The sequence below is a fragment of the Photobacterium sp. SKA34 genome (genome assembly GCF_000153325.1).
In the GTDB taxonomy this organism is placed as follows: Bacteria; Pseudomonadota; Gammaproteobacteria; order Enterobacterales; family Vibrionaceae; genus Photobacterium.
Genome location: NZ_CH724141.1, coordinates 704,943 through 724,238 on the forward strand (window position 1 = coordinate 704,943; position 19,296 = coordinate 724,238).

Annotated in this window: 16 protein-coding genes; 4 read left to right on the forward strand and 12 right to left on the reverse strand. The window is 35.4% G+C overall.

Annotated elements, in window-relative coordinates; genetic code table 11:
- From SKA34_RS04715 to SKA34_RS22775, 4 genes are all read right to left on the reverse strand, one after another.
- On the reverse strand, positions 1-897 hold the full coding sequence (locus tag SKA34_RS04715) for a polyprenyl synthetase family protein (protein ID WP_006644367.1): 897 nt from the start codon (positions 895-897) through the stop codon (positions 1-3).
- Between the two features lie 52 nt (positions 898-949).
- On the reverse strand, positions 950-1,642 hold the full coding sequence (locus SKA34_RS04720; protein WP_006644368.1) for a bacteriorhodopsin-like: 693 nt from the start codon (positions 1,640-1,642) through the stop codon (positions 950-952).
- A 1,013-nt stretch (positions 1,643-2,655) separates the two neighbouring features.
- Positions 2,656-2,859: a hypothetical protein gene (locus SKA34_RS04725; RefSeq protein WP_006644369.1), complete on the reverse strand. Its 204-nt coding sequence runs from the start codon at positions 2,857-2,859 to the stop codon at positions 2,656-2,658.
- A gap of 146 nt (positions 2,860-3,005) precedes the next feature.
- Positions 3,006-3,158: a cold shock domain-containing protein gene (locus tag SKA34_RS22775; protein WP_083784338.1), complete on the reverse strand. Its 153-nt coding sequence runs from the start codon at positions 3,156-3,158 to the stop codon at positions 3,006-3,008.
- Positions 3,159-3,680: 522 nt separating this feature from the next.
- Here SKA34_RS22775 and SKA34_RS04735 point away from each other — a divergent pair.
- From SKA34_RS04735 to SKA34_RS04745, 3 genes are all read left to right on the forward strand, one after another.
- Positions 3,681-3,887, forward strand: a complete 207-nt coding sequence (locus tag SKA34_RS04735) for a hypothetical protein (protein ID WP_369750658.1) — start codon at positions 3,681-3,683, stop codon at positions 3,885-3,887.
- A 228-nt stretch (positions 3,888-4,115) separates the two neighbouring features.
- Positions 4,116-4,304, forward strand: a complete 189-nt coding sequence (locus SKA34_RS23475) for a hypothetical protein (RefSeq protein WP_232284215.1) — start codon at positions 4,116-4,118, stop codon at positions 4,302-4,304.
- 143 nt (positions 4,305-4,447) lie between these two features.
- Positions 4,448-4,726, forward strand: a complete 279-nt coding sequence (locus tag SKA34_RS04745; protein WP_006644373.1) for a hypothetical protein — start codon at positions 4,448-4,450, stop codon at positions 4,724-4,726.
- 299 nt (positions 4,727-5,025) lie between these two features.
- Here the strand turns inward: SKA34_RS04745 and SKA34_RS04750 are convergent, their stop codons facing one another.
- From SKA34_RS04750 to agaR, 4 genes are all read right to left on the reverse strand, one after another.
- Positions 5,026-5,880, reverse strand: a complete 855-nt coding sequence (locus tag SKA34_RS04750) for a sigma-70 family RNA polymerase sigma factor (protein ID WP_006644374.1) — start codon at positions 5,878-5,880, stop codon at positions 5,026-5,028.
- Between the two features lie 866 nt (positions 5,881-6,746).
- Entirely contained in the window at positions 6,747-8,639 is a 1,893-nt protein-coding gene (locus tag SKA34_RS04755; RefSeq protein ID WP_006644375.1) for a hypothetical protein, read from the reverse strand.
- Between the two features lie 113 nt (positions 8,640-8,752).
- Complete coding sequence (locus tag SKA34_RS04760; protein WP_369750659.1) at positions 8,753-11,164, reverse strand: GH92 family glycosyl hydrolase; 2,412 nt, start codon at positions 11,162-11,164, stop codon at positions 8,753-8,755.
- A gap of 380 nt (positions 11,165-11,544) precedes the next feature.
- Positions 11,545-12,315: a transcriptional repressor AgaR gene (gene agaR, locus SKA34_RS04765; protein ID WP_039859712.1), complete on the reverse strand. Its 771-nt coding sequence runs from the start codon at positions 12,313-12,315 to the stop codon at positions 11,545-11,547.
- Between the two features lie 500 nt (positions 12,316-12,815).
- On the opposite strand from agaR, the gene SKA34_RS04770 reads away from it, so the two are divergent.
- The gene (locus SKA34_RS04770) at positions 12,816-14,348 is read left to right on the forward strand and encodes a glycoside hydrolase family 20 protein (protein WP_006644378.1); all 1,533 of its coding nucleotides are present in this window, start codon (positions 12,816-12,818) and stop codon (positions 14,346-14,348) included.
- A 289-nt stretch (positions 14,349-14,637) separates the two neighbouring features.
- Here SKA34_RS04770 and SKA34_RS04775 read toward each other — a convergent pair whose 3' ends face one another.
- From SKA34_RS04775 to SKA34_RS04785, 4 genes are all read right to left on the reverse strand, one after another.
- The gene (locus SKA34_RS04775; RefSeq protein ID WP_039859714.1) at positions 14,638-16,755 is read right to left on the reverse strand and encodes a hypothetical protein; all 2,118 of its coding nucleotides are present in this window, start codon (positions 16,753-16,755) and stop codon (positions 14,638-14,640) included.
- Positions 16,755-17,726 (reverse strand): hypothetical protein, encoded by a 972-nt coding sequence (locus SKA34_RS23480; RefSeq protein WP_006644380.1) that lies wholly within the window; start codon positions 17,724-17,726, stop codon positions 16,755-16,757. Before SKA34_RS23480 ends, SKA34_RS04775 begins: the two co-directional genes overlap by 1 nt.
- A 60-nt stretch (positions 17,727-17,786) precedes the next feature.
- Positions 17,787-18,329, reverse strand: a complete 543-nt coding sequence (locus SKA34_RS23485; RefSeq protein WP_006644381.1) for a hypothetical protein — start codon at positions 18,327-18,329, stop codon at positions 17,787-17,789.
- Positions 18,330-18,467: 138 nt separating this feature from the next.
- A complete protein-coding gene (locus SKA34_RS04785) occupies positions 18,468-19,277 on the reverse strand; it encodes an endonuclease I family protein (protein ID WP_006644382.1) in 810 nt (269 codons plus the stop codon).
- Positions 19,278-19,296 lie beyond the last annotated feature (19 nt).

The window sequence follows — 19,296 nt, forward strand, 5'->3', positions numbered from 1 at the left end:
TTATCCCTCTATACGTGTTTTTAGTCCCTTGATCGTTTGCTGCAAGATAACGGTGACTTCTATTGGTAATGAAACCAATGAAGAGGTTGCTTGATCTAAGAGTATTAATATTTTTCTTTTAATATCATCCTTAGCGGTACCAATGTCTTCATCGCTTGCGTTAAGACTTCCAACTAATTCGTGAATTCGTATGTTGACGATATTGGGCTCTTGATTTATCGCATCTTGTGCTTGGTCACAAAGATCATCATAGAATTGATAGGCAAGCGCGAAGGAACTTGCAGCATTAGATAGGGCTTTAGCTAGTGACGGTTCTCCTGCCAATAGAGCTGGTAATTCAACAGATAGACTGAGCAGTGGTGCTGCTTTATTGGTCGCAATAAGCGTATATGATTGTTCAGTTAATGGTAGTTGAGGTGATAGATCCTCCATTTGTCCTCTAATGGTTTCCATGACACGACGACACACGGTGGCCTGAAGATGGCTGTTTGCAGGCGTGTTTATTTTTGAAAGCGCATGATAGGCCGCAATAATGAGGGTATCACCTAAACAGATTGCTTCTTCCACAGAAGCTTTGACCCACAACGCATCTTGACCTCGTCTTTGTCGGTCTTTGTCTTGTACATCGTCATGAATTAAAGAAGCGTTGTGTAATAGCTCAACGGTTACCGCTAACAATTTTGCAGTATTAGTATTTAAACCTAAAGAAACCGCAGTAATATAACAAATTTTCGCACGACGCTGGCTTCCACCAGATTGCTGATGATAACGTAAGTAAGAAAGTGTTACTGGGCCAGAGTGCTTGCATAATTCAAACATCAACTGATTGATTTCTTGTGAAAAATTATCAGGTATAACGACTTTTAAGTCTTCATCAGTTTTCGAGATCTTATACATAATATCCTCCATAGTAAGAGGACAAATGTCCTCTCACTAAAATGAAGATGAATTAAGCTTTTGTGTTGTCTGCATCTCTTGTTGCTGCCGCCCAAATAACAACACCAAATGCAATCTTGTTAACAAAGTCAGCAAGGTTATAAATGAGATTGAGCATTGCTACGTTTCCGCCATCCCCAAAGTAACCAACGAGATAACCAATAGGATAAATTGCCCAACCAATAGTTACTATAAGCCGTAATGCTTTGAAAGCACTTTGACTGGCCTCATTGCCACTATTAGCATTAATAGTGCTCGCTTCACCAATGAAAATTTCATAGATGATGTAGAGCCAACCAATCATACCTATAACAAAACCAACCATTGGACTTAAGGTACCCACCTCGCCAAGGTAACCACCTATAAGCATAACAATACTCGCAATGAGTAAACGCCAGAATAAAGAGGTAGGAACAACAGCAATGACGACAAGAATTAGGAAGAATTCGATGATTTGGAGCGGAACAGTGAGGAGCCAATCTACATATCTAAATACTGTTGGGCTTTGCCCTGTTTCAACCCAAATTCCTCGCATGTAGAAATAGTGAAGGCAAGCAATACCCGTTACCATTGCCGCGACAGAGAGGGATGTTTTCCATTTACCTACAACCCTATCTCGCTCTACCCAAAAAAAGAATGTGGCAGCCATCATGGCCGCTGACATCAACCAAAAGCTGACTCCTACAAAGTCACTAGGATTAAGCATAACCATTTCCTTAAATTTTGATAAAAGTGTTTATCGGTTTAGGGATATTTGAAATAAAAATTTCAAACACTAATACACTCTATTAAGTGAAGTACGAATAGTTTTTTAATTTGATCACTATATAAACCAACTTTATTTTTCTTCTAACAACTGAGTGAAAATTTAAAGCCCTTTGAGAACAAATAATAATATATCTTATTTAATATAGACAAGAAATTGAATTAAAATTCATACTTTCTTACTTTTGAGATTATTTTTTAATAATGAGGAATTATTAAAAACAACATTAAAAACATATACTTAATGTAAAGTTGCGATTTATATAAAAGTTATACACACAAAACATAAACCTTAAACTAAATTGTTATAAGTTAACAACAATAACAAAAAAAGATTGTTGTTTAATTTGAAAATTTCTTTTTAAATTTTCAAATTGCGAATTAATTTGAATATTAATCCTCCTTAAATTAATATTAGCAAAAAAGATACCATTATTTAATTTAGAAAATCTATCACTAGAAATGACACCTAATTATATTTTAAAAGAGACATCCAGTGTGAAAGGAAAAGGTACTGACGTTTGTCAATAATTGAGTATTGTTACCCCTGCTGAAGTGAAGACTAGTGAGTAGAATAAATTTTCCCAACTATCAACTGGAATGTCGAAGTGCCGATAATAGCCACCGAACTTAAAGTGATGTCGAGGATATTACTGGTTTTTGGGTAACCAATATTTATGGTGACTAAAGAGCTTAATGGATGTTGCTCAAACATCGGTGGATAACGTCAGTTCTTCTATAACAGTTTCCATTTTGCTAGCAAGAACATCCCGAACCTAGGGCTTTCTAAGTATGAAGTTTCAGACTATGTGCTGTGAGGTAATAATATGGATCAACAGAGCTGATCTTAGAACAGGGTTGATAAATAAAAAGGCCGCTATTTCTAGCGGCCTCTAAGGGAACTCACATTGTTTGAACTCATTTGTTCGTTTAGGTATATATTGAATATATACCCTAATTATCATTATTAACCCAAGCATTATTTTCTTTTGTCGCTAATAATTTTCCGACAATATCTCTCAATTCAATTTTAACAGTAAAAAACGGAGCGAAAGAAGAAGATGATACCTTTGCACCTCTTAAACATTTCATAAAAACAGTTTCAGATTTTATTATTTTATCTAAATCATTAATGTACATAATATTATATACTGACATTTATATTTCCTATTAATTTTTAATTTATTACCATTATTCTATTTAATAATTATCTATATTTCATATGAAAATAATAGAATCATGATAAAAACAATATTTTAGTGTTCGATAATAAGTAGCAATAAAATACTACCATTTAGAAAGTCTTATAAAGCAACGACATTTGCAGCTTGAAGACCCTTTTGACCTTGCTCAACATCAAAAGAAACCTTTTGACCATCCATCAATGTCTTAAAACCTTCAGAAACGATAGCTTGAAAATGTACAAATACATCTGCGCCGTCATTATCTTGAATAATAAAACCAAAGCCTTTATCTTCGTTAAACCATTTAACTAAACCAGTATTTTATTAGACATAATGTGTCCCTTAAATAAATTCATAAATATCGTAAATGCAAAGTACTAAGAGTCTGAATTATCGATGTGACTAAGAAGTTAAGGGAAACACAGAAGATGGCAACAATAACGAAGATATTCTGAGGATTTGACTTTTACTTGATGTTTCATTAATAACTCTGAACAACAGAGCGTTCACAGTAGAGCACTAAATCGATAGGCTGTATATGTTTATTTCATCAAAACCAAAAAATAAAATTCAAGCACATGAATTAAAACACCTTTATTGCTTAAAATTATTTTTATATCTATTATTTAAATAACCTGTAAAATAGCTCCGGCAAAACAACGATTAATTAAATATACCATCAAAAGCTTCTCTGTTTCTCTTCCATTTAATTCATCACATCTATTCTGCAATATCTTTTATTCATTACTGATTTAGATGATTGTCTTTGCACTACACCTCTAATATAGCGAGATTATGATGCGTAAATCTGGAAAAAAACCTGGAAAAAAAATAAGAAAAAATGCTTTTGAAGATCGATTTGCTCTTATCGTTGAAGACTACCATAAAGCCAAAGAAGTGCTGGATTCCTTAATAGCAGGAACAGCTGAACATAACAAACAACAGACGATATGTAATAATCTTTTTGCAAGCGCAGAGCGCTGTATAAAATCAGGATCATAATAAAAATTAACTGTCCTTTATTATTACTATCTTTTACAACAATTGATTTCCTATCCACTCCCTTACAGCGATGCAACATTAAACTGATTTTTACTTTTGAGTGCCGACACCATGAAAATAATGACTTTTCGATCTGAATGTATTTGCGGTACAGCGACTATCCCGGCCCTTTTGTCAAAGCTTGGTGTCAAAATTCACAAAGTAGAAATAGTTAATGGACCTTCAAAAATGGTTAAACAGCGTATGGATGAAAAAGATGTTTACACGATAGAAGTACAAGATAACCACACGCTAGAAAGCTTACGAGAGCTAATGACGAAAGAGATTGAGCAGGAAGGTATGTTTTTAAATCTACACAAATGCTACCAGACATTAAATCTTGGTATGTCGCCAGATGAAAGAAATTTCACCAGATAGTGCGAAATTTGCCTCTTAAACATTACCCACTCAATCAAGCAAATCTCTGCGTATATTCATATTCCAAAGTTACTTTTGGGCTTTTTTATTAGGGTTTACTCTAATGTGCCAGCCAAAAAACGTATAAATTTTAAGGACAACTAATGATCACTATTAACCTTCGCCTACCGCATGGCAGCACTGAAGACTATACCCAACAATTTATCGCTTACACGAAATCTGGTGCTTTTCTTCAAGATCTTGATGGTATGAACAAAGTCACCATACCCGCCTATAGCATACTGTCCGTTATCCTAAAAGACGGTGCTTTCAGTACATCAATGAAAAAAGATTTGAAATTAACAGAGCCAACAAAATTTGGCGATTACAAAGACTCGATGAAATTAATGGAAACACTCGAGAAAAACAGTAAAGAACAATAATATCGACAATATCAATCATTGAGATTAACCAATGGCAACCACCAGGCAACCATTGGTCATCCATGCCTACTCCACCGCCACTAAATAACCAATATCCCCCTTACCGGCAGGGTACATAATTACAACTTGCAACGGATACGGATAGTCTCCTTTTATTATAACTGTACAGAATACATGTCCGTTGTTTGCTTCAGCACAAGATATAATGTAAATATCATATAACCGCCAACGTATATTTACTGCCACGACTAGATGAATGAAGCGCTTCAGTATATAAAGAGATCATCGTGATATTCATTCTATGCGGTGGCGCAAAATAACATATCGAGATCGTAGTTATCATGCTTTAAATTCATTTTTAGCCGTTCCAAAGATTTCATCTGCAACTGTCTTACTCGCTCTCGGGTTAATCCAAGCGCAGATGCAACTTCTTGTAATGTTTGAGGTTCATACCCCATCATCCCAAACCTACGACACAGAATCTCTCGCTCTCTGGGCTTTATTTTGTTTAATAGGCCCTCGGCCAAATTAACCATACTGTTTTCTTCTACAATATGAGACGGTGACGGTATTTGTTCATCAACCACGAGGCTCGCGATGGTACCTTTACTTTCATCATCCCCAATGGTTTGATCTAATGAAACGATGTTTAGTTCATAAGATAACAATGTCGAGATGTCCTGAGTTTCCTTGTTGAGTTGTAGAGCTATATCTTCATGCGTTGGTTCATGGTTTTGTTTTTTCATTAAATCACGGTGTGTACGAAGCAAGGCATTAATTTCTTTAGACACATGAACGGGTAAGCGAATGGCTCTATTTTGATTATGTATAGCACGTTCAATGTTTTGTTTAATCCACCATGTGGCATAAGTAGAAAAGCGGAAACCTTTTTCTGGATCAAACTTTTCTACTGCAGTAATTAACCCCAAGTTACCTTCATCAATCATATCACCTAATAATAAATGTGCTGCTCGATACTTTTTGGCAATACTCACCACTAACCTTAAATTCGATTCAATTAACTTTTCTTTGGCTTTATTATCACCACGCAAGTATTTCCGACTGTAATGAATTTCATCCATTTTAGTGAGTAGTGGTTTACTGGATATATCCTTCATGTATAAACCGATCATATCGATCTCGGTGTTTCTCATATAGTCTCCTTACTAATATAAACATCATATATAGCTGCACATTATTATAAATTATTAAATCTAGATACCAGAATAACATTCGATAAAAGCGCCTAATCATTCTTAAATCACATTACTATTATAATTTTCTTCCTTAGTCATAAAAAGTAATGCTAACTTGGAATATAAGAGCACATTCTCAGAAAATATTTCAATTAAATAAGTGCATTTGTGATTTTGATGCTAATAAGAAAATATAAAAAAATAAAACCATGAATAATATTAAATTGTACATTTATATTGCGACAAAAATCACGACACATAAATAACGTGCCACAAATAAAAGTAACAACAGAAAAGCTTTATTAGAAAATTCATCACCTGTAATAGAGACTTGAATGGTTTTAGAATCTACTTTGTCATAAAAACTTGTGACAGTAAGATTTACATCAAATGTAAATTAAGGCTTATTTAGTAACGTATTAAAAGTAATATCTGGCTGATGTTTTTTCATTTTATATACTACTGTATTTTTAACGATAGAACCGTCCTTATCAAGACGGTATACAGGTAAAAAGAGTGAAAGAAGAGCAATTTTGAAGAATCTTAAAGATTTTGAAACAATAATTATGAGAGATCAAAAAATTAATCTTAAGCGTTTTTTATCGTTATCTTTTATAGCGGTTTACCGAAAAATAACTGGCAGTGAAGAACAATATTAAGAATATAATTTATTAAAATCAGCCAATAAAAAGAGATGAAAGTTCGCTTCTAAAATTATAGGTTAACTATAACCAGCTTCTCATGCTAATCGAGTTCTCTATCCTTATTGATAAAAAAAGGCCATTCACAATGAATGACCCTTAGGGTTTTTATAGTCTTAACATTTAACTTGGTGTCGCTTCTAATACCATTGTCTGTAACGGTTTTAGTGTCACGACAACAGGATGAGAGTAAGTTAACGGAATTGACTTATTTTCACCATAAGCTGTTGTTAACTTAAATTGATCACTTACACCATTAGGTAACTCTAGGTCATGCTTAAGATCTAAGTAATAAGATTGACTATGATTAGATGGGTTTCTCAACGTCACTATCGACTTATCTTTTGACCAGGCCGCCCAACCATAAACATCAAGGTTTGTTGGATCGTTTCCAATCCAGTGGCTGTCAAATAACACATCTGTATTGTTTTTTGCCCAATTAGCAGCTGTTGCCAATACATCCCAGTTATTTTTCGTCAATAAGTCTGGGGTTATATATAACTCTTGAAGCTGCGTCCCTGTCGCAAAGTAACTCCAAACTTGATCATTAAAGTCTTGTGCTGATTGCTTATCAAGATGTTTGGCATTTTTCGCATATACAATACCATGTAGCATCAACGAATTAAGTGGGAATAATGGGCCTTTCTTAACAATAGAGCGGTAAGTTTCGGCGTCACGATAGGTGATCCATTTTTGAACATCACTTCCCTCCCCATAAAAGTTAATATCATCACCTTGGCGCCAGATAGAATCAGCATAGAAGAGCCACGACGGCGAAGCATTGGTACCTGTGGTTAAATTAATGAATAAGTCTTTATTGGCTTCCGACATATCATTTATTAAATGAATGGCAGCATCAAAGTCACTGGTAAACTGACTCCCTTCTATTACATTACTCGCATTTCCAGTGCCATCTAACTTAAACATACTGACATTTTGTTTGGAAATTAAATCAATAATTTTATGGTGGAAGTTCTCGAAATAATTAGGGCCAGATAAAGCAAACTTACCATTAATGGTTTCTAGTTTATTTTCTTTTGCATGCGAAACACGCTCTTTAAGTGGGGTGTTATATCCTCCCCATGGTGATAACCAAACACCTAATTCAGCATTATACTTATGTGCCTTATCTTTAATTTTTGTAAAACCATGAGGAAAGTTTTGACTAAAGTTCCATAACCCTGAGCGATCATCCCAGCCATCGTCCAGCAAGAAACCACTCATAGCTACATGGCGCTTTTCTATTAGTTCATGACCAAATTTTTCAATACGATCAAGAGCGTCAGCTTCATTATAATGCGTGAAAAAGCCTATATCTAACCATGAGTTATAATGCAGATACTGAGCATATGGACGCTTTCGCGTTAGATTAAGAAACTCGTTAAAGTTTCTTCTCAATTGTCCTTGTTCAAAAGTACTGATATAGGTTCGGCTTTGTAATGAAACATCCGTCCTGATAGGTAGTTTAGTAACGAGGTTTTGCGTCACCCCTCCTTCATAAGCTCTTGTTGTCACCAATGGATTCTGAGGCGTAATAACGAAATGATCACTGATTATTGGTGAGCTCTCAATGGCACCATCAACAAATGGTGCTTGAGTATGAAAAGGCAATAGAGTAATAGAATCAATTTTTTGAGGTGTAGACTTAGCTTTTATACTGAAATCATATGTTAAATATTTACCCTCGTGAAGTGCGAGTATATTCGTGACTTCAAAATTCTTACTCGACATTGATATAGTAATCTGATCACTCTTTTGAGTGATTTGATCAACAGTAAAATCGCTTGAATTTAGTATATTATTGTCACTAATTTGAAGATAAAATAGGTTGTCAGTAGTAATCGTATCTTTTGTTTGTAAGTTTTCTATTTTTACATCCGTAAAATTCGTCTTATCTCCAGATACCACAACATTTAAATTATCACTATGAAGCGTGAAGTCTTCGGCATAACTCATTTGACTACTTAACAATAATGCCGTTGTTATAGTAGATAAAATAAATTTTTTATTATTCATTATATTACCCTAATTATATTTTTATCAAACCACATGAATTTTTTAAGATGATTAACTTCAATTAAATACAGCTATAATTAATGAAAATAAATAATAGCTGCATTTTATATAAATTAGCCTTTCGCTTTAATCGCCTCATCTTTGTTATTTGTCATTACAAACTTCAATTCACCACCAGCTTTAAATTGAGAATGTTTAAAGAACAAACCGTTTGTAAGAGGCTTACCATTTATTTCAACAGACTTAATATATAAGTTTTTCTGATTATTATTCTCAGCAATGACTGTAAAGAGTCCCCCCTCTACAGGGATAATAACTTTATCAAACAGAGGGCGCCCAACTGTATAGGTTGCACTTCCGGGAGTGACTTCATAGAATCCCATTGCACTCATAACATACCATGCAGACATAGCACCGACGTCTTCATTACCAATGATACCGTCAGGCTTTGAGGTATAAAATTCATGAAGTATTTTGTCGACGTATTCCTGCGTTTTCCAAGGTTCTGAAGTAAAGTTATATAGATAAACCACATGGTGGTCAGGCTCATTACCATGAATATACTGACCTATATAGCCCGTCATATCAGCGGTACCACCCGAAGATTTAGCATTAAATAAAGCATTTAGGTTTTGTAAAAATGCTTCTTCTCCACCCATTAAAGATTTTAAGCCCTGAATATCATGAGGTACAAACCATGTCCATTGCCATGCGTTTCCTTCCGTATAATCTCCAGTCTGATGCACTGCATCATAAGGTTCAAAAGGATCTTTCCATGCTCCATTAGTCAGCTTTGGACGCATAAAGCCGGTGGTGCCATATTGCTCATACTCATTAGGGTTATAATCAAAATACTTTTTGTAACCTTTGGAGCGAGCCATATAGTTTTGATAAGTTTGCTCCTCACCTGCTAGTTTTGCAATTTGAGCGATGCACCAATCGTAATAACTATTTTCTAATCCATATGAGACAGATTCTGTTGTTCCATTTATTACTACTCCATTGTCATCATATACAACAGCAGGAGCCCAACCAAGAATATCGTTAATATATTTCATATGTGGAGTTAGAATTTTATCCAATAGATTTTTATTCCAATAAGTAAAATCTTCAGGATGGTAATTTGAACTCTGTATTGCCGCTTCAAGTGCTTGCAGCTTTTCTTGTTGACTAAAAGCATTTGGATATTTAACGAGTGCATCAGCAATAACGGAAACAGCAGGATAACCCACCATAGTCCCCGTATAATCGCCATGTAACTCCCATTTGGGTAACAATCCTCCTTGTTGCTGCTTTCTTATTAGGTCTTTTGCATATTTAACGGCAAGCTTTGGATCAACAATCGTTTTAAGTGGATGCAAAGAACGAAAAGTGTCCCAGAGCGAGTAAACAGAATAATTATCATTGCTTTTCGCAGTATATATATTAACTTCATCACCATGAGCCATACCACGATATTCACCACTAGTATCTTGATATACCATTGGAGCTATATCAGTATGATAGAGAGCAGTGTAGAAGATTGTTTTCTCTTCTTCCGTACCTCCCTTCACCGATATTTTATCTAACGCATTTGACCACTTTTCAGTGGCCATTTTTCTTGCTTGATTAAAGTCAATATCATTTTCTGCCGCTAAATTATTTTCGGCACCATCAAGGCTCACAGCTGAAATACCAACTTTCGCTAGTAAAGGTTGAGTACTTTTTTCAAATTCTATATAAGCGGTTACATCTGCATTATTACTGTCATCTGAAGCTGTATTTCCCTCTATATTTTTTCCTTTAATCGTAAGTTGTGATGAAATAATTTTATGGTTGAATCGAACATAAAAAAATGTTCTCTGATGTTTTGCCATTCCACCAAAACTCTTACTGTCTCTTTCACCGACTATTGTATAATCATCTATTACAGTAAGTTCATTAACATCGCTGCTGCTTCCCCAGTCAGGGTTAAGTGTTGAGTTTAAGTCTATTTTTAATCTCTGATCTTGACCTTTTGGAAATGTATATCGATGATAGCCAACTCGCTCTGACGCAGTAAGTTCAGCAATAATACCAGAATCATCTAACGTCACTTCATAATAACCAGGAGACGTTTTTTCATTATCCTTCGAAAAAGTCGCCATTTCAGACTGAGGAGGAAATTTTTTTGCATTATTATCACTATACGGTAAAAATAAAATATCGCCTAAACCACCAATACCAGTGCCAGAAAGGTGCGTATGGCTAAAACCATAAAGTGGGATATCTTTAGTAATTATCTCTCCTTTTTTATAATCACTATCATCATGATAACCAGAAGATGAATGCCAACCAGTTAATTGTGTATCAGGAGAAAGCTGAACCATTCCAGATGGAACGACGACACCGGGAAAAGTATGTCCAGCATCAGCAGATCCGATTAAAGTATTAACGTATTGGATACTCTTTTTTTCTTTTTTATCATCTTTATTATCAGAGTTACACCCTTGCATAAAAATAGAAAGAGCAATACAAGTTGAAATTAATGATAGCTTATTCATCATTTATCCTTTTTATATTTTTATAAAAGATAAATATCAGTCACTTAATTTAAGTAGCCATTACTATCTTCGTATAAACATTATGTTTTATTTTTATATGGACATATTTAATCAATTATTTTAAAAGAAAAATGAAATTAAGATCACAATTGTAAACGTTTAACCTTATCAAGAAAAAGTGTCCATTCAATCGAAAGTGAAAGCCTTTTTTATGTATTTACATTAGGAAACACACTGAAATTAATAAATATTTTAAAATAATGAAAGGTCTTTAAATATAAATACTCGTTATACTTTCGATTTATGTCCGGTTTAACATCACACTTTTAATTTTTATTATCAAAATAGGGAGCAATATAAGCTCCCTAAATGACTATTATTAGTTAATCAACAATCCGGACGTCAATACCTTGGGTAGTAAGCTCGTTATAATAATCCTGCGGGATTCCACTATCCGTAATTAGCATATTCAATTGTTTTGGATGCGCTATCATACAAAAGCTCTGTCGGTTAAACTTCGATGAATCAGTTACAGCAATAACATTTTGAGCAGCTTCGATCATTTTTCGGTTTATATTAGCTTCAGCTTGATGGGGTGTTGTTATACCAAGAGATTTATCAAAACCATCAACCCCTAGGAAGAATGTATTATAGTGATACTCAGACAATAATTCTTCTCCAATCGAACCAAAAACGGAGTAAGAGTTAGATCGCATAAGTCCACCGGTAAGCATAACGGATAAATTGTTTTTATTTGCAAGGTGATAAGCGATATTTATACCGTTCGTCATAACGACTAAATCGTTTTTATCATCTAAATTTAAAGCAACTTGCTCAAGCGTAGAGCCAGAATCAAGAATAATTTTATCACCATTATTAATAAATGATGCCGCATATTCACCTAGCTTAGCTTTGATTTTACATTGAATTTGTTTTTTTTCACCAAACGGGCGCTCAAAAGCAAATTGACGATTTAATCGTGCCCCACCATAGCAACGCGTCAAACAACCTTTTCTTTCTAGTCTATTAAGATCATTGCGAATCGTCACTTCAGATACCTTGTACTGCTGTGCAAAGTAGCTAACTTCTCCTCTTTGATTACTCTGAATATATTCTAAAATTTTTCTACGTCTTAGGTTAGTAATAGATTTCATACCAAGCAACAACCGATAACTTATAGTTTCATTTACCCACGGCTTAATATAGGCGTGGTCTGATATCGCTCATTATGAAAAAGCTAAAAATAAAAGTATTTATTTGCTACAAACGATATAATTTGACACACTTTTCGCCTATATTAAACATGCACCTTAAATACAGTTCCCTATCTTTGGATATCTTTTTCTACCTGTATTCTATGTATTATTACATCATTAAGAAGAGCTAGTATGGTTAGATAAACTTATAAATAATTTTATTGTTTCAAATCAAAAAAGACATAAGAAAATAGTGACTCCTATTCCATCACGGTTATTTAATTCAATCAAAAAATAACATCAAATATTATTGTTATTTATAATATAAAACTGAGTTTGATATTGGTTCAAAATTATCACAATTAATATTATGATATATATCATTGTGATCCTTATTCAAATTCATATGTTTTTTATCCATTAGTCTTTAATAAGAAAAAACAAAAGGACTAATAATAATGCACCTTAGAAAAAAGATACTTTCACTTTCACTATTAATGTCATTAGGAATATATACTAATCCACTATTTGCAGCAGATATATCCAGCTCATCATTAACAAATAATAAATGTAATAAGATAGAGTCACCAAAAGTAATACCTAGTTTCTCGACATGGCAATGCCATAAAGGCGTGTTTAAGTTAACCCATAATTCTAACATTGTTGTTGATGCTAAATACGCTAAAAAATTATTATTAACAAGTGAGGTTTTACAAAAAGATATACTTGACTTGTTTAGCAAATCACTAAATGTTGTGATTTCAGAAAAACCCAACAAGGGTGATATCTTTTTAACCATTTCAAAACAAGAAACATCACTCAGCAATGAAGGATATCAACTCGATATTGCTGATCACCTAACTATTAAGGCTTTACATGATAATGGTGTTTTATGGGGCACACGATCATTACTTCAGTTACTTCAATTAGATCCCGCTCATAGCCATATTCAACATGCATCTGTTACAGATAATCCTAAATGGGAGCATCGCGGTTTATTACTGGATGTTGGTAGAATGTACCTTCCCACCGATTTCTTAAAAAATATGATCAAACAGCTTTCATATTTTAAGATGAACGAATTACAACTTCATTTAAATGATAACGTTATTAAGATTGATGAAGATAACTGGTTAAATGCAGAATCAGGATTTCGACTAGAAAGCACTTCCCATCCTGACATTACCTCACAACAACACTATACAAAAAAAGAATATAAAGAACTGATCCAATTTGCTCAGTCTTATGGTGTGAAAATTATTAGTGAAATTGATGCCCCTGCTCACTCTTTGGCATTCACGCAAGCATATCCATCTCTTAGATTAAAAGGTGAAGGTGTCAGCCCTGATCATTTAGATCTCGCCAACCCAGAAAGCACCCAGTTACTGGAAGATCTTTGGCAAGAATATGCACCAATCTTTACCGATGTGCACATCGGTACAGATGAATATCGACATGGAAATCCAGATGATATAAAAAGTTTTGTAAATCACTTTGACAAGTTCCTTCATAAACTTGGAAAAAAAGAAGTACGAATGTGGGGTAGCCAAGCGAGCTATGGTGGAGCGAAAGGCGTTAAAAGAGATCTATTGGTAGATTTATGGTACCCAGGTTACTACGATCCTAAACAAGCCATTGATGATGGTTACGACATTATTAACAGCCAAGACGATATACTATATATGGTTCCTTTTGCTGGGTATTATCAAGATTATCTCAATACCCGATGGCTCTATAACCATTGGACACCGAATGTCTTCACTGGAAAAGATGTAGCGCACTTTGATGTCAATAACCCTCATATCAAAGGCGGTATGATCAGTGTTTGGAACGATGCCTTTGCTGCAGGAACCTATTACGAACCAAGCGATATTCAAGATCGCGTAGAGCCTGCTTTAAAAACGGTTTCACAAAAGTTATGGGCAGCAAAAGCAACCACTACTTATGCTGAATTTAAGGACATGATGGAAGAGCTTCACCCCGCTATTTAATCAGTAAAAAGTAATACATGAATTAAAAAAAAATAAAAAAGGTTGCTTAAATTAGCGACCTTTTTTGATATAAAACTTCGGTGCTTTACTTATAAGGATATTTTATTTCTTTGCCAAGCCCTGAGCACAGTCACAAAGCTTCACTTACCTTTATGTCATTAAGTCACAGCTTTAGCCATGAAAATCAAATTCGTAAACCTCGAGCATTGAGCCGCTTTATTTAATTTATAACGATACATTTCCGCTCCCCATTGATTCACAACTAAAGCCATCAATAATCGATAAAAGATCATCTATTTGAAATCGCTATCAAAGATTCAATTTCAGTGATTTGAGACCATATATCTAACAACAACATATGTTCAAATGGTCGCCAACGGACTTCTGCTGATGATAAAACATGACTAAGAGATTCATTGATTTCTATCCAGTATTGATCCCCTAAGTAAGTCTCTTCAGGTACCGGCTGAGTTAAGTAGTATCTGTGTGTATCTCCTTGATAAAGCGCCCAGTTAAACGAAGTATTTCGCTTATGCCAATATGGCAAACCTTGAACCCATGATTGATTGGAATAATATAAGTAGGATTTATCTAAAAATGCGTTAAATAAAACACCATGAGGTTGAGAAGGCCACACAGCCTGTTGCCACTGTAAAGGTAAAAAGTTAATCGATTGGTGCTGACGCTGCTCATATTGAAATCGAAAAATAAAATCACCAAGTTTCGCCCAAGCAACTTGGATATCCTCTTTAAACATGCGCGATTGAATGAGTCTAAATAAATGAGGCTTCGCCTGCTGTGCCGATAAATGCACAGGGATCTGCTCTAAAATCTCAATTAAGTCAGGCATATCACGTCTAATCACAGCCAATGAGGGATTACCTTTGTATGGTAGTGCTGAAAACCCTATATCTTGCCTTTTTTGCCACTGTATCCAGAGATTAAGGTAAGGCTCATCAAGTTCATCATTTGTCCAACCGTGACTGATTCGCTCCGAGATATAATGATGCATATCCTTAGTGAACAATGGCTCAGATAGCTGTTGTAGCAAAGGATCTGAAGATTCGTCAAAGAAGACTTCTTTACCGTCATAATACTGGCAAGTGTAAAGCCCGCAGATAAGATCACCAGCACCAACAAGAAAACGTCCTGTTTGCTGCTCTTCTTCAGTGGCTTCTCTTTGTAAAATTGATAACGCAAAATTATTAATCGCAATACGACGCGCACGCTGATAAAGATATTGCTGATAGAGACCGATATTTTCATTATTCAAACTATCATCAATAATCTTCTCAATACTGCTATTTTTGAGTTCAAGCAGTTTGCTGCGCCACTGAATAATATGTGTCAGCGCATTGTCGACAATTTTCTGCTTATGAGAAAAAACCGTTTCACGAATTTGTTCTATGTGTCGATATTTACCAATACCATATAGGCTTCCAACATTGCCCATTAACATTTGGTAGCTACATTTCCTTAGCGCATGGCGAGTTTCGATAGACGAGATCCCCAAGCGTTCTAGTTCAGATTTCAACGACTGCTTTTCATTAATACAAGCGACATCACCAAACTTGTTAACCACGTGAGAAGGGCGATTGTATTGCTCAAACATGATGTTTACGTGGTCTATATCAATAGCAGACATTGTTCTGTTCAGTACTGTCTGCAATTCTAATACTTTGGCACTGTAAGTTGCATCGTAATGAAGTAAATGTATAGAGGCGAGCCTCTCCACTAACTCATTAACATGCTGCTTTAATTGCTGATGTTGTTGCTCAATAGCTTGCGCTGAAGCCGTGTTTATCCTAAATAAAACAGAATCTTGACCATAGCTATAGTGACCATTCTCCAGCCATTGATTAAAGCGCTTTTCAGGACTATCTAACGTTGAAAGGTAATCATAATAACCAATAGCAAAACCAATAAATGGGATAGGCTCTGCGGTTACACTCAGTCGATGTAGATCGCTGGCAGAGTCATCCCACATAGTACGGGTTAATTTCTCAATCCAAGGCGCAAATAAGACAATATCAAACACCGCAGATAATGCACGTCCCCCATTTTTTGCGGCCTGCCATAATGCTTGACGCTCAAAGACATGCTCTAATTGAGACATTCTTTTGGCACTTAAAGGCTGATCTTCTTTATTGTTTACAGCCTCCCAAAGCCCTTCCCAATGCTCAGGTACAAATGTTTGCTCACTGATAGGAAGAATTAAACTTGGTATTTTATTTAATGCCGCAATTTCTCTAACATCATTAAGTTCACTGTTAAACTCTCTATCTAATCTTGAAAGCCAATCATGCTCTTCTTCTAGGGTATTTTCCCCTAACTGGCACATATTTGTTGCCTGTACATTAAAGCAAATAAAGAGACACCAAAATATTGTTAGGCATTTCATCTTCATTACAGGCTCCAACATTTTTTTGATTTAGGTAATGCGGAGTTAGCCACAAGTGTCACATTGTCTTGTTCTGCAAGCGTCGACCAACGTAAGCGATTTGGATAAAGCAAACTTTCAGAGGGAAGTATTGAACGTGAAATACGGTTAACGACCAGTCTTTTTCCTCCAGCAGATATGTATTCAGATATCGCCAACGAAGAAAGATCATGGTGCGTAGAAAGAAGAATAATTTGATTAGCCTTGGTCACTATTTCTAGCTCTGTACCAATGATCTCACTAGCATTCATTTCAATAACAGTTAACGCATATTGATTTTTTCTTATACTCACTAGCGCTTTTTCTATAGTTATTATTGTTAACTGTTGCTCAAATTCTGATAAGGCAGAAAATTCATCACCCTTCACTAAGACAACATGTTGCTCTGATTTAGCTGCCAACTCTAAAGCTGTTCGCAACACCTTATCTAATTTTGGAAAACCGTTTTTTCTCTCGATGAGGCTCGTACTTATCAACATTGGTGACTGAGGCGAGCGACTGAGCACATCACTAATGATTGCGGTATTCAATGATGAACGACTCAATGAATATGAACTTTGCTTTGCTTGTTTCAGCGTAATATTTGTCGGCGTTGAAGTGTAGCTGATCATCGAACCGGGCCAATACATATCACGAGCATGAGCACCTAACTCCATTGATAAATGATATTCAGAGACTGGCACCTCTAATTTTAAGAGTTGAATATTAGTTTTAATACGGCTGTATTCAGCTTTAGAAACACGATGTTCTTTAATAGCTTGTTCCCACACACTGATGATGCTTTGCCTTCTATCAATGGCTGCTTCTCGTGTTGTGGTGAGTGTTTTTAAACTCGTACTCCCCTTTTGATATGCCACTACAGTTGCCTCGATTTCACGTCGCATTAAGTTAAACTCAACCACCTCCCCTTCTGCAAACTCCTCACCTTGGTGATTCATACCAGCAATGGGAGCTCGATGACGAACGGGTTGTGTTCCAACAGGTAAACCACCGGTTAATTAATCACGGGCATGGATTAGTTCATGACCAAGTGCAATAGTAGGATCAATCGCAATATCAAGACCTGGGAGCATTACTGTGTTTTCAATGTCAAAGTAAATTGCAGCAGGAACCTCGAGACCATTTGATTGATGCCCCATAAAATGCGATGACGTGATCAATGGTTCAGTAACAAACTGCTTTCCGCTCTGAGATGGCCTAATAACTACATGTATCTTCTCCATTGTCGCTGCATTTTGTCCAATTGATATAAATGCTAACGCTCGCTCTCCTTGGGGTAAGGAAAGTGGATGATAATGCGAAACTTGTTTGATGATCGCTTTCCCTGTTCGGGTATGCTTTAAGTTTTCAAATAGCGTTGAAATACCGAGAAGAAAATCTTCCGAGTCCGTTTGAATATAAATTCCTTTTTCAACTTTAAATAAATAGCCACCTTGATCAGCAACATCAATAATATTTTCACCATCAGGAGGGCCAAAATAGAGTGATGCCTGAGCGCAAGTAGCTAAGCAAAGTAAAACTATTGCTGATAATATTTTCATAGTTATTTTTTATAATAGAAGTAAGCGACTTCTTAAATGAGAGATAACGAAAAGGGAAAAAGCACTCACTAGTGAACTGTTACTCATTACAGCTCACTCGACAAATGAGTGCGATTTATACTCGTTGAAAAATGATGATTAAAATGAACATCGACTGGCATAAATGGCGTTAATCCATTGAGGATTATCGATAAAAGGGTTTCTATTACCCTGCCACATTACTGCTTTTTCATGACGAAGCCTTTCCCATTCGTCAACAGGATCTGCATTATGCCATTGCAGTAATGAACATAATTTACCAATCTTTGGCTCACCAGAGTGAGTGGAGGTATCGTCCGCAATAAAAAGATCAGGCATATTCGCATCCAGTCCTTCATAACGCACTGCCATGTAGAAAATAGCCCGAGCAACGTCACCTTTCACCGCATCACGAGGTTCAAAGCTGTCATTATCTGTTTTATTAAATGGCGATTTTGTTAATGGTTTACCACCAAAATCAAAAGCTTTATTGGAGCGGATAGAATTGATCTGCACATCGGTAGGTTGTAAGTGATGGATATCGGTATACCCCCACTGATTCTTTCGCTTAAAACCTAATGATTTAGGCCACAAATGCTCGCGATTCCATGCGTCTTTGTTATTGTTTCCTGACGCAGTAAAGCTTTTTGATTGGGAACGACCGCTATAAAAAAGAATCACATTGTCCGTATTATTTGGGTCTTCATTCGTATCTTTAAGCGCAGACCAAACTTCATTGTAAGTTAACTGTTTTTGACCTCGTGAAGCGATAATAGAAAGCATACTTTTAAGTGCTTTTCCTTCCATCCCTTTCGCTTCAATATAATAGTCATCAATATAAGTATTATCGGCAATGCAACTAAAACTGATTGTCGCCGTAAAAAAACCAATCCAGATCTTAAAACATTTCTTTTTTTTATTTATTTTCATCATAACCTTTATCACAAAG

Excerpts from the sequence above, each read along its gene's own strand:
- SKA34_RS04750 (WP_006644374.1), bottom strand. The coding sequence starts at position 5,880 with ATGAGAAACACCGAGATCGATATGATCGGTTTATACATGAAGGATATA.
- SKA34_RS23485 (WP_006644381.1), bottom strand. The coding sequence starts at position 18,329 with ATGAAAATATTATCAGCAATAGTTTTACTTTGCTTAGCTACTTGCGCT.
- SKA34_RS04760 (WP_369750659.1), bottom strand. The coding sequence starts at position 11,164 with ATGATGAATAAGCTATCATTAATTTCAACTTGTATTGCTCTTTCTATT.
- SKA34_RS04735 (WP_369750658.1), top strand. The coding sequence starts at position 3,681 with ATGATGCGTAAATCTGGAAAAAAACCTGGAAAAAAAATAAGAAAAAAT.
- SKA34_RS04775 (WP_039859714.1), bottom strand. The coding sequence starts at position 16,755 with ATGAAGATGAAATGCCTAACAATATTTTGGTGTCTCTTTATTTGCTTT.
- SKA34_RS04770 (WP_006644378.1), top strand. The coding sequence starts at position 12,816 with ATGCACCTTAGAAAAAAGATACTTTCACTTTCACTATTAATGTCATTA.
- SKA34_RS04755 (WP_006644375.1), bottom strand. The coding sequence starts at position 8,639 with ATGAATAATAAAAAATTTATTTTATCTACTATAACAACGGCATTATTG.
- agaR (WP_039859712.1), bottom strand. The coding sequence starts at position 12,315 with ATGAAATCTATTACTAACCTAAGACGTAGAAAAATTTTAGAATATATT.
- SKA34_RS23475 (WP_232284215.1), top strand. The coding sequence starts at position 4,116 with ATGGTTAAACAGCGTATGGATGAAAAAGATGTTTACACGATAGAAGTA.
- SKA34_RS04715 (WP_006644367.1), bottom strand. The coding sequence starts at position 897 with ATGTATAAGATCTCGAAAACTGATGAAGACTTAAAAGTCGTTATACCT.
- SKA34_RS23480 (WP_006644380.1), bottom strand. The coding sequence starts at position 17,726 with ATGAATCACCAAGGTGAGGAGTTTGCAGAAGGGGAGGTGGTTGAGTTT.
- SKA34_RS04785 (WP_006644382.1), bottom strand. The coding sequence starts at position 19,277 with ATGAAAATAAATAAAAAAAAGAAATGTTTTAAGATCTGGATTGGTTTT.
- SKA34_RS04720 (WP_006644368.1), bottom strand. The coding sequence starts at position 1,642 with ATGCTTAATCCTAGTGACTTTGTAGGAGTCAGCTTTTGGTTGATGTCA.
- SKA34_RS04745 (WP_006644373.1), top strand. The coding sequence starts at position 4,448 with ATGATCACTATTAACCTTCGCCTACCGCATGGCAGCACTGAAGACTAT.
- SKA34_RS04725 (WP_006644369.1), bottom strand. The coding sequence starts at position 2,859 with ATGTCAGTATATAATATTATGTACATTAATGATTTAGATAAAATAATA.